Below are 13176 nucleotides of genomic sequence, written 5' to 3' on the forward strand. Positions count from 1 at the left end.
GCGCGCGCTCCTGTCCGTCAGACGGCGTGCCCACCGATCAGCTCCCCTTTTTCCAGATGCACGAGCGAGCGCGCGGCGGCAGCCGCGTGCGCATCGTGGGTCACCATGATGATCGTCTTGCCGAGCTCGGCGTTCATCCGCTGCAGCATCGCGAGCACGTCGGTGGCCGATGCGCGGTCGAGGTCGCCGGTCGGTTCGTCGGCGACGATCAGCGCCGGATCGGTGATCAACGCGCGCGCGATCGCGACGCGCTGCTGCTGGCCGCCCGACAGCTCGGACGGGTAATGGCTCGTGCGGTCGCCGAGATTCACCATGTCGAGCACCAGCTCGACGCGCTCGCGGCGTTCGCGGCGCGACAGGTGCGTGAGCATCAGCGGCAGCTCGACGTTCTCGAACGCGGTGAGCACGGGCATCAGGTTGTAGAACTGGAAGATGAAGCCGACGTTCGCCGCGCGCCATTCGGCCAGTTGCGCTTCCTCGAGCCGCGAGATGTCGAGGCCGCCCACGCGCAGCTCGCCGCTGTCGGGCCGGTCGATGCCGGCAACGAGGTTGAGCAGCGTGCTTTTGCCCGAACCCGACGGCCCCATCAGCGCGACGAAGTCGCCTTCGCCGATGTCGAGCGTGATGTCGGTCAGCACCGGCACGACCTGGTTGCCGCGCCGGTACGACTTCGCGACGTGGCTGAGCTCGACGAGCGGCGGCGCGGCGTCGTTCACGCGCGCCACGCTACTTCTTCGCGACGGCCACTTTCGCGCCGTCCTGCAGTTTCGCGCCCGGCGCGAGCACGACCGTGTCGCCGGGCTTCACGCCGCGGATCGCGACGAGCTCGCCGATCCGCGCGCCTCGCGTCACCGGCACGGCGTGCACGGTGTCGTCATTCACGACGAACACGACCGGCCGGCCGTCGCGCTCGACCACCGCGCTCGCCTGCACGGCGGTCACCGGCTGCCGGTCCTGCGGCGACGCGGGCTTCGACAGGAACGCGATCTTCGCGCTCATGTCGGGCAGCACGCGCTCGTCGCGGTCGACGAAGCGCACCTTCACGAGCACCGTCGCCTTCGAGCGGTCGACGGTCGGCACGATGCGCGACACGCGGCCCGCGAAGCGCATGTCGGGCAGCGCGTCGAGCTGGATCTCGCACGGCTGCTCCGTGCGGATCTTCGCGATGTTCGATTCGGCCACGTCTGCCTCGACTTCGAGCGTGTCCATGTCGGCGATCGTCACGACCGCGCCCTTGCTGTCGGACGCGGACGAGAACGGCGTGATGTTGTCGCCGACGTTCGCGTGCTTTGCCAGCACGATGCCGTCGAATGGCGCGCGGATCACCGTCTGGTCGACCGCGACCTGCGCGGCCTGCGCATTGGCTTCGGCGGATGCGATCGCGGCCTCGTCGCTGTTGACCGACGCGCGCGCCTTGTTCACGCGGGCCGTGTCGATGTCGAGTTGCGCGGCCGGCACCGCGCCCTTCGGCGCGAGCGCGGCAGTGCGGCGCAGCGCGATTTCGGCGTCCTTCAGCTCCGCCTGCGCGACGCCGAGGTTCGCGCGGGAGACCTGCACCTGCGCGCGCGCTTGCGCCAGCGACGCCTGCACGTCGCGGCTTTCGAGCCGCGCGATGATCTCGTCCTTCTTCACGCGCGTGCCTTCCAGAACGCCGAGCCATTCGACGCGCCCCTGGCCCTTCGACGCGACCGCGGCCTTGCGCTGCGGCACGACGTAGCCGGTCGCGTTGAGCTGGGTGTCGTTCTGGTACGGGTAGGCGGACGTGACGGCGGTCGTGTCGACCGTCGGGCGGCCGGTGAGCGCCAGCACGGCGACGATCGCGGCGATGACGAGCGCGGCTGCGACCGCAATGCGGACCCACCGGCGCCGGCGTGGCGCGGGCGCGATCGGACGCCGGTCGATTTTCAGTTTGTCCAGATTGTGATCGGGCAATTTGGGCGCCTTGCGACGGCGGCGGTCTCGGAACCGGCCGCGTCCGGTTGGGGACGGAAGGAGGCCAGTATAGCGTCGCCGCGACGCGCGCGAGAGCCGGTTCGCCGGATGATCGCCGCATGCCGGGCGGCGCGTCGCGCGGGCCCGAAACCGGCGCCCCCGGGGAAACCCGAAGGATGCAAGCCGCATGTCAACTCGTCGTGCGGGAGCGGCGTTATGGAGCCAGTGCATCAGCATTTGCCGACGCGGAATGGCGACAGCCGGCCCGTCCGGCGGCGACCGGCGACCCGGCGCGGCTGATGTTCCGATGCGGATGCCTCGCATCTCTTACCGGTACGTTTGACTTTTTCTCCGCTAAAGGAAGAACAATGAAGAAGACGCTCGCTTCGATCATGACCGCAGCATTCGCTCTCGCATCGGTTTCGGCATTCGCACAGGCGTCGGCGCCGGCAGCCGACGCAATGGCTCCCGCTTCCGCACCGATGAAGAAGGATCACAGCAAGCCGAAGCACCAGCTGAAGCACCACGGCTCGAAGAAGGGCCAGGCGAAGGCTGCGGCTGCATCGGCAGCTGGCACGAACGACGCAGGCGCGCAGAACTAAGCACGCTTCGCCGGGGCCGGCGCTGCCGGCCGCCCGTCGTGAAACCCCGCACGCTTCGGCCTGCGGGGTTTTGTTTTTTCAGGCGTCGGCCACGTCCGGAACGTCGGGGGCACCGGGCGGCGGCGCGCACATCGCATCGACCACCGCGCGCATGCGCCGCCAGTGCGATCCCTCCCAGAACACCCGCCGGCACACGTCGCATGCGGCAAAGCGCCGGTGCCGCTGCCGGACACCGGCCGGCACGCGCGGTGCGGCGTCCGCCGCGTCGAGCGCGTGCAGCGGCGCGTTGCAGCGCAGGCATAGCCGGAACGGCCGCATGTGCGGCGCGAGATCGAGCCGCACGAACAGCTCGCGCAATTGCGCGTCCGGCTGCTGTGCATGCAGGTAGCAGCCGCGCACGACCGCGCGGCGCTTCAGGAGCTCGCGGTCGCGCGTCAGCACGATCCGGTCTTCGCGGGACGCGAGCTCGACGAGTTCGTCGTCGCGGTAGTGATTGTCGTAGCAGGTGTCGAAGCCGGCCAGGCGCAGCAGCTGCGCAAGGCCGCCGAGGTGCGCGTCGGCGACGAAGCGCCAGCGGTCCGGTTGCGGCAGCGCAGGCGCGGCCGACGGCTGCGCGCGCTGCGGATGGATGTCGACGCGGTCACCGTCGCCGAGCGGCCGGTCGAGGGCGGACGGCGCGCCGTTCACCCAAAGTCGGCCGATCTCCGTATGCGGAACGCCGAGCGCCTCGATCGCGTGCTTGAGCGTCGCGTCGGCCGAAAACGCATGCGAGAACGCGCGTTCTCGCCGGGGACGAGCGAGAAACGCGTTCAGTTCGCCGTGGAAGCGGAAGGTCGCGGTCGCCATGCGCGCAGTATCGCACCGCGCCCGCCCGGCTGCCGGGCCTGCAGGCCGCCGCCATCTGTGTTTAACTCCCCGCTTCACGAGTCGAAGGAGCGGGAAATGGATCTCGGATTTATCGGACTGGGCGAAATGGGGCAGGCGATCGCGACGAACCTGCTGAAGGCGGGGCACGCCGTGCGGGTCTGGAACCGGTCGCGCGAGCGCGCCGAGCCGCTTGCCGCGCTCGGCGCACAGATCGTGGCGACGCCGGCCGACGCGTTTCGCGGCGATGCCGTGTTCTCGATGCTCGCCGACGACGCGGCCGCGCGCGAAGTATTCGACGACGCGCTGCTCGAGCAGGCGCCGCGCGGCCTGATTCACGTGAACATGGCGACCGTGTCGGTCGCGCTCGCCGAGTCGCTCGCGCACGCGCATGCGTCGCGCGGCCTCGCGTACGTCGCCGCGCCCGTGATGGGGCGCCCGGACGTCGCCGCCGCCGCGCGCCTGACGATCATGGCCGGCGGCCCGGCCGAGGCGATCGACCGCGTGCAGCCGCTGTTCGACGCGATCGGCCAGAAGACCTGGCGGTTCGGCTCGCTGCCGCAGCATGCGAACGTCGCGAAGATCGCGGCGAATTTCACGCTCGCCTCGGCGATCGAGACGCTCGGCGAGGCGTCCGCGCTGCTCGGCGCGCACGGCGTCGCGATGCGCGATTTCCTCGACGTGATCACGAACAGCGTGTTCCCGGGGCCGGTCTACTCAGGCTACGGCGCAATGATCGCCGAGCGCAGCTACGAACCCGCGCGTTTCAAGGCGCGCCTCGGGCTGAAGGACGTGCGGCTCGCGCTGCAGGCCGGCGACGCCGCGTCGGTCCCGCTGCCGGTGGCGAGCGTCGTGCGCGACAGCCTGCTCGATGCGCTCGCGCACGGCGGGGGCGAGCAGGATTTCGCGGTGCTCGGCGAAGTCGCGCTGCGGCGCGCGGGACGCTGAGCCGGCGCGGGACAGACGCGCCGCATGCGCGGCATAATCGACGTTTCGTTTCTCTTTCGGTCGGGGTGGTGATGAACCTGCATACGTGGTGGCTTTTCGTGGCGACGGTGTTCGTCGTGTCGGCGATTCCGGGGCCGAACATGCTGCTCGTGATGACGCACGGCGCGCGGCACGAGCTGCGGCGTTCGGCGTGGACGATGGCCGGTTGTCTCGCCGCGCTGGTGCTGATGCTGTCGGTGTCGGCGGCGGGCCTCGGTGCCGTGCTCGAGGCATGGCCGGCGATGTTCAACACGTTGCGCTTCGCGGGCGCGGCCTACCTGATCTATCTCGGCGTGAAGGCGTGGCGCGCGCGGGTCGACGACGAGCAGGCTGCGGCCGACGTCGATGCCGTGTCGCGCCAGGTCACGTCGGCATCGCGCGGGGCGCTGTTTCGCAACGGTTTCCTGGTCGCGGGCAGCAACCCGAAGGCGATCCTGTTCGCGGCCGCGCTGCTGCCGCAGTTCATCAACGCGTCCGAGCCGACGCTGCCGCAGTTCGGCATCCTCGTCATCACGTTCGCGGTGATCGAGGTCAGCTGGTATCTCGTCTACGCGTCGTTCGGCACGCGCATCGGCGCGACACTGAAGAGCCAGAGCGTCGCGAAGATCTTCAACCGGCTGACGGGCGGCATCTTCGTTGGTTTCGGTGCGATGATGGCGCTGGTCCGTCACTGATTTTTGTCTCGGCGGCCGCTGAGGTCGCCGCGGCCGCCACGGCCGCCACGGGTTGCCGCACGCCCCGCGCCTCGTCAGAGGGCGGGGCGTTTTCACGTCGCGCTGCGGTTACGCTCCGCTCCCGAGCGCGGCCAGCTACACGGCGGGGTCTGTTCGCATCCGGCCGATTGCGCTTGAATCACGCGCGCGGCCGGCCAGACGGCGGGGGATGTTCGCATCCGCGCCCGGTTGCAGCAGGCTCGCCGCGGCCCCGCCTGCGGGCGAGGCCTTTTCGCATCCCGCGCCGGTCACGCTTGAATCGCGCGCGCAGCCAGCCAGCCGGTGGCTCTATTGGTATCCGCGCCCGGTTGCGCCCGGCTGACCTCGCCCCGCCAGACGGCGAGGCTTTTTCGCATCCGGGACCGGTCACGCCCGGATCACGCACGCGGCCACGCGGTGGCGCCGGCACGGCGGCTGGCCGACAAGCCGAACGCGGTGGCCGCGCCCGCGAACGCGAAGCCGACGCCGCACACGGCACGCCACCCGCCCCACGCCCATGCGCTGCCCGCGAGCGCCGCGCCTAGCGCGCCGCCGACGAAGAACAACCCGACGAACAGCCCGTTCAGACGTCCGCGCGCGGCCGGGTTCAGCAGATTGATTTCCCGGCGGCCGATCGTCTGGTCGACGATCACGCCCGCGTCCAGCAGCGCAGCGCCGCCGGCGAGAAGCGCCAGCGCAACGTCGCGGTGCGCATGCGCATCGAAACCGAACCAGCCGGCGCCGGCGATGCCGAGCACGGTGAGCGCGGCGAGCATCGTCACGTGCGCGATGCGCTGCGCGACCGGGCCGTGGCCGCGATCGCCCGCGCGGCCGGCGAGCGGCGTGACGATCGCACCGCTCGCGCCGGCGAACGCGAACAGCGCGACGCCGTGCAGGTCGAGGCCGAACGGCGGCTGCGCGAGCCGCAGCCCGATGGCGGTCCAGAACGCACTGAATGCCGCCATCGCGAGCGCCGCCGACAGCGCATGTCGGCGCAGCACCGGTTCGTCGGCGAGCAGGCGGCCCATCGACGCGAGCAGCGCGCGATAGCCGGCCGACGTCGGCGGCACGCGCGGCGGCAGGCGCAGCGCGAGCACCGCCGCGATCGCCGCGTTCGCGAGCGCGGCCAGCGCGTAGAACGCGCGCCAGCCGGCCGTGCCGGCGATCAGGCTGGCGAGCGGCCGCGACAGCAGGATGCCGAGCATCAATCCGCTCATCACGTTGCCGACCGCTCGCCCGCGCTGCGCTTCGGGCGCCATCGACGCAGCCATCGGCACCAGCATCTGGATCACGCTCGACGCGGCGCCCGCGGCCAGCGTCGCGAGCAGGAAGACGGTGCCGGAGCGCGTGAACGCGGGCAGCGCAAGCGCGGCCGCGCACGCGACGAGCGTCACGACGATCAGACGGCGGTTCTCGAGCAGGTCGACGAGCGGCACCAGCAGCACGAGGCCCGCTGCATACCCGAGCTGCGGCAGCATCGCGACGAGGCCCGCGAGGCCCGGCGGCAACCGCAGATCGGCGCTGATCGGGCCGGTCAGCGGCTGCGCGGCGAACAGGTCCATCACGATCACGCCGACGGTGGCGGCGAAGAAGAGCGTCATGCCCGCGCTGAGCGCGGGCGGTGCGCCGAGCACGGGGCGCTCGGCGGCGGGGCAGGAATGTGCAGGGCAATTCATCGTCGGAAGCCTGGATGTCGAACGAAGGAATCCCCATCGTAGGTGTGCGATGTTTATGCGACAATTGAAATATGTCTAACATGATTATGCGAGATTGCTTTGAATACGCGTGATCTCCAGGCGTTCGTCGCGGTGGTCGACAGCGGCTCGATGGTCGCGGCCGCCGCGAAACTTCATCTGACGCAGCCGGGCCTGACGCGCCGCGTGCAGAACCTCGAAACGCTGCTCGGCATGCCGCTGCTCGACCGGCAGAGCAAGCCGCTGAAGCCGACGGCTGCCGGGCGCGATGTCTACGCGCTCGCGCGCAACGTGCTGGTCGCGGTCGACGAATTGATGGCGGCAGGCGCGCCCGACAGCGAGCCCTCGGGCGAACTGCGGATCGGCGTGCCGCCGTTCCTGTCCGAGCTGGCGCTCGAGCGGCCGATCGACAGGTTGCGTGACGCCTTTCCGCGGCTGACGCTGCGTGTGACGGCCGGCTGGTCGCCGGCGCTCGTGCAAGGCATCGAGCGCGGCGCGCTCGACGTCGCGACGGTCATGGTCCCGGCCAGCGCGGCGCTGCCCGACACGCTCACGGCCACGCTGCTCGGCACGCAGCCGACGGTGCTCGTCGCGGCGCGCGACTTTCCGCTACCGGACGGGCCGCTGACGCTCGACGTGTTGTCGGGTTTTCCGTGGGTGCTGAGCCAGGACGGCTGCGGGATGCGCTCGGCGCTGAGCCGCGCGCTCGGCGCGGCCGGCCTGCCGTTCGACGTCGCGGTCGAGGCGTTCGGCTCGGAATTGCAGCTGTCGCTCGTCGCGCGCGGCGCAGGCATCGGCATCGCGCCGCCGAATGCGCTTGCGCGCAGCGCGCATCGCGATGCGCTGAGGGTGGTGGAAACGGCGGGGCTCGAGACGCGGATCAACGTGTGGATCGTGCACGGCACGCTGCCGGGCCGCCTGACGCGGCCGGTCGCGCTGCTGCGCGATGCGCTGGGAGAGGTGCTCGACCGCGAGAACGTGCTGGGGTCGGATGACGACTAGCGCTCTAGAGTGCGCATTCGAGGGAAAATCCTGATTTTCTCTACGGAAATGTTGCAATGCGGAAACCGATTCGCTATAGTTACACCTGTCTCCTCCATGTCTCCTCTGATATGGATTCAGCCCGCCACTTAGGCGGGCTTTTTTTTGCCCGCGTTTTCTGCACGGGCTATCCGTTCGTCCACTGTCCGTCCTCCGTCGCCGGCGTCAGAACTTGTAGGTCATCCCGACGTAGCTGATGATCGGGTCGGCCTTCAGCTCGGACTTCGACTCGGCGAGCACCGTGCCGTCCGCCGCCTTGATCGTCACCGTGGACGTGGTCTTCAGCGGAATGTAGGTCACCGACGCCACCAGCCCGAAATGCTCGGTCATGTTGTACTGCAGGCCCGCGTTGAACACCGGCTGCCATGACGACGACGCCTTCGCTTCCACCGATGTCGTGCCCGGCTTGCCCGCACCGGCCGCGAGAATCGCGCCGAGGTTGTCCTGCGTCTGCTTGATGAAGTTCGTGTTGAGCTGCAGGTCGCTGAACCAGTTGTACGACACGCCAAGACCGAGGAACGGCCGGAACTTCGCATTCGCCGCTCCGAAGTAGTACTGCAGGATCGCCGCCGGGCTCCACTGCCGCACGCTCTTCACGATCGGGTTCACCGACGCCAGGCCGATGTTCTGCGTGCCGAGCGCGCCGGCCGGGCCGGGCGGCTTGATCGTGCCCTGGCCCGACACCTTGAACACCGGCGGCACGCCGGCCACCGACGTGACCGCGATGTGATCGGTCAGGAAGTGGCTGACCGTCAGGCCGACGGTATCCGCGCCGCTGGTGTGCAGCCCGGTGCCCGGCGACGTGAACGACGGCGGCAGCCGCAGCGGCGTGTTGATCGGCGTCGGCGCGACGTTGGTCGTCATCGGCGTGCTGCTTTGCTGCGGCATCACGTGGAACCAGCCCAGCGTGACGACGTTGCTGCCGGCGCTTTGCGCGTGGGCCGCAAGCGGCGCCAGGGCGGCGGCGGCGGCGCCGGCCGCCGCGCAAAGAAGGGTCTTCTTCATCACGGCCTGCCTCCGCTTACTGGACGAACGCGCCGATCGTGAAATACGGCGTCGAACCCGCGTTGTCGAGGAAACCGAACACGCCACCCGTGAAGATGAACTTGCCGGTCGGCGACGTGCTGCCCGAGCCCGTATGGATCGTCGTGACCGTGCCCGGCACCTTCTGCGTGTAGTCCAGATCGAGCGCGGTCGCGAGCGACGCCTGCGACGGCTGGAACGGATCGAGCAGCGTGGCCTGGTTGTTGATCAGCGCGGTGGTGCGATAGTCGAACTGGCTGTCGACCCCGATGTATTCGCCGTTCTGCGAGCCGGCCGCGATGGCCGTCTGCGGCGCGAGGATCGAGATGCTCGATTCGTCGTCGGCGGTCAGGCCCGGCACGCCGTTGCTGTCGGGCGTCGGGTTCGGGTTCGCGACACCGGTGCGCACGAGGATCGGCACCAGCTGGTTGCGCAGCTTGCCGACGATCATGAAGCCCTTGCCTTGCGGCGTCGCCGACAGCGTCGGCTTCAACTGGCTCGCGTAGTTGTTCGACTGGAACGCGCCGCTGCCGTCGGCCGACTGCACGAAGTTCGTGCCCTGCTGCACGCACGCGCCGCCGGCGAACTGGCCGGTCGTGTCGCACTTGGTCCACGTGCCGTCCGCGTTGATCGTCACCTTGGCATCGATCGATGCCGGCGCGAATTTCTGCGACGGCACTTCACCGAAGCCGATATGGCTGTACGTGCCCGCGACCTTCGTGATGTCGGTTTCGATCGACGAGAAGCCGATGAACGGGTAGTACGGGAATTTCGTGTCGGGCACCGCGGCCTGGCCGAGCACGCCGTCGAACTGGATCTCCTTGCCGGGAATCGTGCCGCCCGCGACGCCGAAGCCGACGAAGATGCGCGCCGGACGCGACGCGTCGAGGCTCGCGCCGTTCAGCCGGAATGCGCACTGGTTCAGCTTGTTGGTCGGCAAAAGCGTTTCCTGCGTGAGCGTGCCGCTGTCGACGGTGCCCGCGCGGGTCGGCGTGACGGTGCCGGTCTTTTGCGGAACCGCCGATTCGACATAGGTCACCTGCCAGGTCATCTTGGTCGTATCGAGCTGGACCTTGGCCAGTTCGCCGCTGCCCGCGCCGCCGGTAAACACCGTGTTGTAGTCGAGCGTCGCGGGGCAGAGCCGGTCTTCGACGAGCGGGGGCGGATTGTCGCTGCCGCCGCCGCATGCGGAAAGAAGGGGGGCGGCAAGGGCCGCCGCCAGAACGAGGTTGCGCTTCATGTTGCTCCTCCAGTTTTGTCTTGTCGGGCGGCCGGCTCCCTGTCGGCCGCTTCTGTTGCTTGTGCTCGTGCTGCGGGCGCCGTGCCGGGCGCCGTCGTTTCGTGCCTTCCCTGCTTTACGCGGCGGCGCACCGGCCGCCGCCGCGTCCCCGATCGTTACTTGCTGATCTGCGCGCCCACGCCGAAGTACGGCGTCGACGACGTGCTCGAGTTCGCCGACGTCGGCGTGACGCCGCCGTTCACCGTGCCCTGGATCAGCGCCGCGTACAGGCCGCCCGTCGCGATCACCACGCCCGATGCGGCCGTGCCGCTCTTCGGAATCGTCGTCGTGTTCAGCAGGCCCGGCGTCGTCTGACCGTAGTCGAGCGTGAAGCCGTCTTCCTCCGCCTGCGTGGTCGGGTTGATGAACGACGCGTTGCTGCCGCGGATCAGCGCTGCCGTGTACTTGAAGTTCGAATCCGCGCCCGCGTAGCCGCCGTCGATCGCGCCCGACTGGATCACGCTCGCCGCGCCGAGCACCGCGATGCCCGATTCGTCGTCGACCTGCGCATCGGTGTGCAGCGGCGGCGTGCCGAGGTTCACGTTGCCCGTGCGCACGATCACCGGCACGGTCGCGCCGTTGAGCTGGCCGATCACCATGTGCGCGGTGGCCGACTTGCCGGTCGCGCCGACGATCGGCAACTGCGTCTGCGGCAGCGTCTGCGGCGCCTTCGCGCTGTTGAGGTAGCCGCCGGTCGCGTTCACCGTCCACGGATCGCCGGTCGTCTGGCAGCCGCCGGCATTCGTCGACGTGCATGCGCCGTTCGCGTCGAACGTCTCGCTCGAATTCGTGCCCTTCGTCGCGTAGTTGCCCGACGGCACGAGGTGGTAGATCAGCGCGTTGTACGTGCCCGGCAGCTTCGTGAGGTCGGTCGTCGTGTTCGCGAAGCCGAGGAACGGATAGAAGTCGAAGTGACGGTTCGGCACCTGGCCGACGTTCCGGATCACGCCGGGGATGATCGTCAGCCCGTCGTACTGAACCGTCGCGCCGGGGATGCCGCCGCCCGCGACGCCCATGCCGACCAGCAGCATCGGCGGGTTCGCCTGGTTGAAGTCGGCGGCCGTCGAGTAGGTCGAGCCGTTCGATGCCGTGCCCGAACCCGGCGTGAGCACGAACGCGCAGCGCGTCTGCTCCGCGGTTGGCAGCGTGCCGGTCGGCGGGTGAACGACCTTGCCGGTGATCGTGGTGCCGGCGCGGCTCGGCGTGACCGTGCCGGTCGCGAGCGGAATCGGCGACTCGAGCCACTTGAGCGTGTACGTCATCGCGACCGCGTCGATGTTGACGCTCACGATCTCGCCGCTACCGGCGCCGCCGAGGTAGGTGCTCTTCACGATGTCGGCGTCGGCCGGGCAGAGCGCGCCGTTGATCGGCTGCGACGGCGGCGGCCCTTGCGTGCCGCAGCTCGATCCGGAACATTGAGGGGCTTCGATCGGCGCGGGCGCGCCGCCGTCTCCCCCACCACAGGCAATCAGGAAAGGGGCGATGGCAAAGGCCGTTGCCACCCCCTTCGATAAGGCGTGCGACATGCCGCTGTCTCCAATCGTTTAATTGTGCGAGCTAATGTGGCCGTCTGGATTTTTGCTGTCAATTGATGAACTCGTCTAAAAAAGACGATTGAAACAACGCGCACGCGATGAATCCTTGCAGGATACGGATTTCAGTAAGAATTAAAACGCGCGAAGGCTCCTGCAGTGCTGCCGAAGTGGCGCGTCTGCCACGCACGGGCGGCTCTGCAGGCCTTCCCGCGTATAACGGCAGCGTTTAAAGCGGCGATATCCGGTTTATCCCTATTCGGGATTGACTGGATAAGGGGAGGCAAATTAATTGCCGGTAATCGCGCAATGGAAAGCTTGTAAATATTTGTAAATGCGTAAACCGGATTTTATATATTGCCTGATATGGGTAAATAAAAAGCCGGCCAGCGGCCGGCTTGCATCCGATGCGAGAAGGATCAGCGCTTGAGGCCGGTATCTTCGGCCGCGCCGATGTTGATGTTCATGCACTGGATCGCGGCGCCCGATGCACCCTTGCCCAGGTTGTCGAGGCGCGCGACCGTGACGAAGCGCTCTTCGTTGCCGAACACGAACAGGTCGACGCGGTTCGTGTCGTTGTTCGCCTGCACGTCGAAGAAGCCGCTGTCGAGGTTCGCCTCCGCGTTGAACGGCGCGACGCGCACGAACGGCTCGTCCGCGTAGTACTCGGCGAACACGCGCTGCACGTCCTGCGGCGTCGCGCGTTTCGCGAGCTGTTCGGGCGAGAAGTAGGTCGTCACCGCCAGACCCTTCAGGAACGGGCCGACGATCGGCGTGAAGACCGGTGCATGCGCGAGGCCGGTGTGCGCGGCCATTTCCGGCAGATGCTTGTGCGCGAGCGCGAGCGCGTACGGACGCGGGCTCGCGAGCTTGCCGCCCGGCGCCGCGCTTTCGTATTCGGCGATCATCGACTTGCCGCCGCCGCTGTAGCCGGTGATCGAGTAGCTGTGCGCGGAGAAGGTCGGCGCGACGATGCCGGCATCCACCAGCGGACGCATCGCGAGCACGAACGCCGACGCATGGCAGCCCGGCACGGCGATGCGCTTCGACGTGCGAATCTTCTCGCGCTGCGCGCGGGTCAGTTCCGGCAGGCCGTATGCCCAGTCGGCATTCGTGCGGAACGCGGTGCTCGCGTCGATCAGCGTCGTGTCCGGATTGTCGACCAGCGATGCCGATTCGCGCGATGCGACGTCCGGCAGGCACAGGAACGTGACGTCCGATGCGTTGATCAGGCGGCGGCGCTCGTCGACGTCCTTGCGCTTCGCTTCATCGATGCGCAGGATCTCGATGTCGTTGCGCGCCGACAGGTATTCGAAGATCTTGAGGCCGGTCGTACCTTCCTGGCCGTCGACAAAAACTTTGGTGCTCATTTCGTTCTCGCTGAATGACACGGGAGCCGCGGCGCCCTGAAACCGCCATTTTAAGACGTCATCCGGCGGGCCTGCACCGCGCGGGGCGAAAAAAGACGGCCCGCGGGCCGTCTTGTGTCCCTTTGATGCGAGCCGGCACCGCATCGCCGCGCGACCAGTG

Annotated in this window: 12 protein-coding genes; 4 read left to right on the forward strand and 8 right to left on the reverse strand. The window is 68.7% G+C overall.

Going from position 1 to position 13176, the window contains the following annotated elements; translation table 11 throughout:
• Nucleotides 1–17: 17 nt before the first annotated feature.
• Entirely contained in the window at nucleotides 18–716 is a 699-nt protein-coding gene (locus tag WS51_RS11915) for an ABC transporter ATP-binding protein (protein ID WP_069229973.1), read from the reverse strand.
• 10 nt (nucleotides 717–726) lie between these two features.
• Nucleotides 727–1932 (reverse strand): efflux RND transporter periplasmic adaptor subunit, encoded by a 1206-nt coding sequence (locus tag WS51_RS11920; protein ID WP_059791987.1) that lies wholly within the window; start codon nucleotides 1930–1932, stop codon nucleotides 727–729.
• Nucleotides 1933–2300: 368 nt separating this feature from the next.
• Here WS51_RS11920 and WS51_RS11925 point away from each other — a divergent pair, with 368 nt between their 5' ends.
• Complete coding sequence (locus WS51_RS11925) at nucleotides 2301–2534, forward strand: hypothetical protein (RefSeq protein WP_059505436.1); 234 nt, start codon at nucleotides 2301–2303, stop codon at nucleotides 2532–2534.
• 78 nt (nucleotides 2535–2612) lie between these two features.
• On the opposite strand, the gene WS51_RS11930 is transcribed toward WS51_RS11925, so the two are convergent.
• Nucleotides 2613–3380, reverse strand: coding sequence for a Mut7-C RNAse domain-containing protein (locus WS51_RS11930; protein ID WP_069229248.1), 768 nt, complete (start codon nucleotides 3378–3380; stop codon nucleotides 2613–2615).
• Nucleotides 3381–3476: 96 nt separating this feature from the next.
• Here WS51_RS11930 and WS51_RS11935 point away from each other — a divergent pair, with 96 nt between their 5' ends.
• Both WS51_RS11935 and WS51_RS11940 read left to right on the forward strand, forming a co-directional pair.
• Nucleotides 3477–4346, forward strand: a complete 870-nt coding sequence (locus WS51_RS11935; RefSeq protein ID WP_059771950.1) for an NAD(P)-dependent oxidoreductase — start codon at nucleotides 3477–3479, stop codon at nucleotides 4344–4346.
• Nucleotides 4347–4417: 71 nt separating this feature from the next.
• Nucleotides 4418–5059: a LysE family translocator gene (locus tag WS51_RS11940; protein ID WP_069229249.1), complete on the forward strand. Its 642-nt coding sequence runs from the start codon at nucleotides 4418–4420 to the stop codon at nucleotides 5057–5059.
• 416 nt (nucleotides 5060–5475) lie between these two features.
• On the opposite strand, the gene WS51_RS11945 is transcribed toward WS51_RS11940, so the two are convergent.
• Nucleotides 5476–6753 (reverse strand): MFS transporter, encoded by a 1278-nt coding sequence (locus WS51_RS11945; protein ID WP_069229250.1) that lies wholly within the window; start codon nucleotides 6751–6753, stop codon nucleotides 5476–5478.
• Nucleotides 6754–6852: 99 nt separating this feature from the next.
• Between WS51_RS11945 and WS51_RS11950 the strand changes: the two genes are divergently transcribed.
• A complete protein-coding gene (locus tag WS51_RS11950; protein WP_059546501.1) occupies nucleotides 6853–7773 on the forward strand; it encodes a LysR family transcriptional regulator in 921 nt (306 codons plus the stop codon).
• 204 nt (nucleotides 7774–7977) lie between these two features.
• On the opposite strand, the gene WS51_RS11955 is transcribed toward WS51_RS11950, so the two are convergent.
• The 4 genes from WS51_RS11955 to argC all read right to left on the reverse strand — a co-directional run bounded on the left by WS51_RS11955 (nucleotide 7978) and on the right by argC (nucleotide 13016).
• On the reverse strand, nucleotides 7978–8817 hold the full coding sequence (locus WS51_RS11955; RefSeq protein WP_059546503.1) for an OmpW/AlkL family protein: 840 nt from the start codon (nucleotides 8815–8817) through the stop codon (nucleotides 7978–7980).
• Nucleotides 8818–8833: 16 nt separating this feature from the next.
• A complete protein-coding gene (locus WS51_RS11960) occupies nucleotides 8834–10075 on the reverse strand; it encodes a DUF2957 domain-containing protein (protein WP_059452673.1) in 1242 nt (413 codons plus the stop codon).
• Nucleotides 10076–10230: 155 nt separating this feature from the next.
• Complete coding sequence (locus tag WS51_RS11965) at nucleotides 10231–11640, reverse strand: DUF2957 domain-containing protein (RefSeq protein WP_069229251.1); 1410 nt, start codon at nucleotides 11638–11640, stop codon at nucleotides 10231–10233.
• A 425-nt stretch (nucleotides 11641–12065) separates the two neighbouring features.
• A complete protein-coding gene (argC, locus tag WS51_RS11970) occupies nucleotides 12066–13016 on the reverse strand; it encodes an N-acetyl-gamma-glutamyl-phosphate reductase (RefSeq protein WP_060330411.1) in 951 nt (316 codons plus the stop codon).
• Between the last annotated feature and the right edge of the window lie 160 nt (nucleotides 13017–13176).

This window comes from Burkholderia territorii (assembly GCF_001718335.1).
Classification (GTDB): Bacteria; Pseudomonadota; Gammaproteobacteria; order Burkholderiales; family Burkholderiaceae; genus Burkholderia; species Burkholderia territorii.

What these genes read in the sequence shown, in the direction of transcription:
- WS51_RS11935 (WP_059771950.1), top strand. Translation starts at nt 3,477, where the DNA reads ATGGATCTCGGATTTATCGGACTGGGCGAAATGGGGCAGGCGATCGCG.
- argC (WP_060330411.1), bottom strand. Translation starts at nt 13,016, where the DNA reads ATGAGCACCAAAGTTTTTGTCGACGGCCAGGAAGGTACGACCGGCCTC.
- WS51_RS11945 (WP_069229250.1), bottom strand. Translation starts at nt 6,753, where the DNA reads ATGAATTGCCCTGCACATTCCTGCCCCGCCGCCGAGCGCCCCGTGCTC.
- WS51_RS11965 (WP_069229251.1), bottom strand. Translation starts at nt 11,640, where the DNA reads ATGTCGCACGCCTTATCGAAGGGGGTGGCAACGGCCTTTGCCATCGCC.
- WS51_RS11925 (WP_059505436.1), top strand. Translation starts at nt 2,301, where the DNA reads ATGAAGAAGACGCTCGCTTCGATCATGACCGCAGCATTCGCTCTCGCA.
- WS51_RS11930 (WP_069229248.1), bottom strand. Translation starts at nt 3,380, where the DNA reads ATGGCGACCGCGACCTTCCGCTTCCACGGCGAACTGAACGCGTTTCTC.
- WS51_RS11960 (WP_059452673.1), bottom strand. Translation starts at nt 10,075, where the DNA reads ATGAAGCGCAACCTCGTTCTGGCGGCGGCCCTTGCCGCCCCCCTTCTT.
- WS51_RS11940 (WP_069229249.1), top strand. Translation starts at nt 4,418, where the DNA reads ATGAACCTGCATACGTGGTGGCTTTTCGTGGCGACGGTGTTCGTCGTG.
- WS51_RS11955 (WP_059546503.1), bottom strand. Translation starts at nt 8,817, where the DNA reads ATGAAGAAGACCCTTCTTTGCGCGGCGGCCGGCGCCGCCGCCGCCGCC.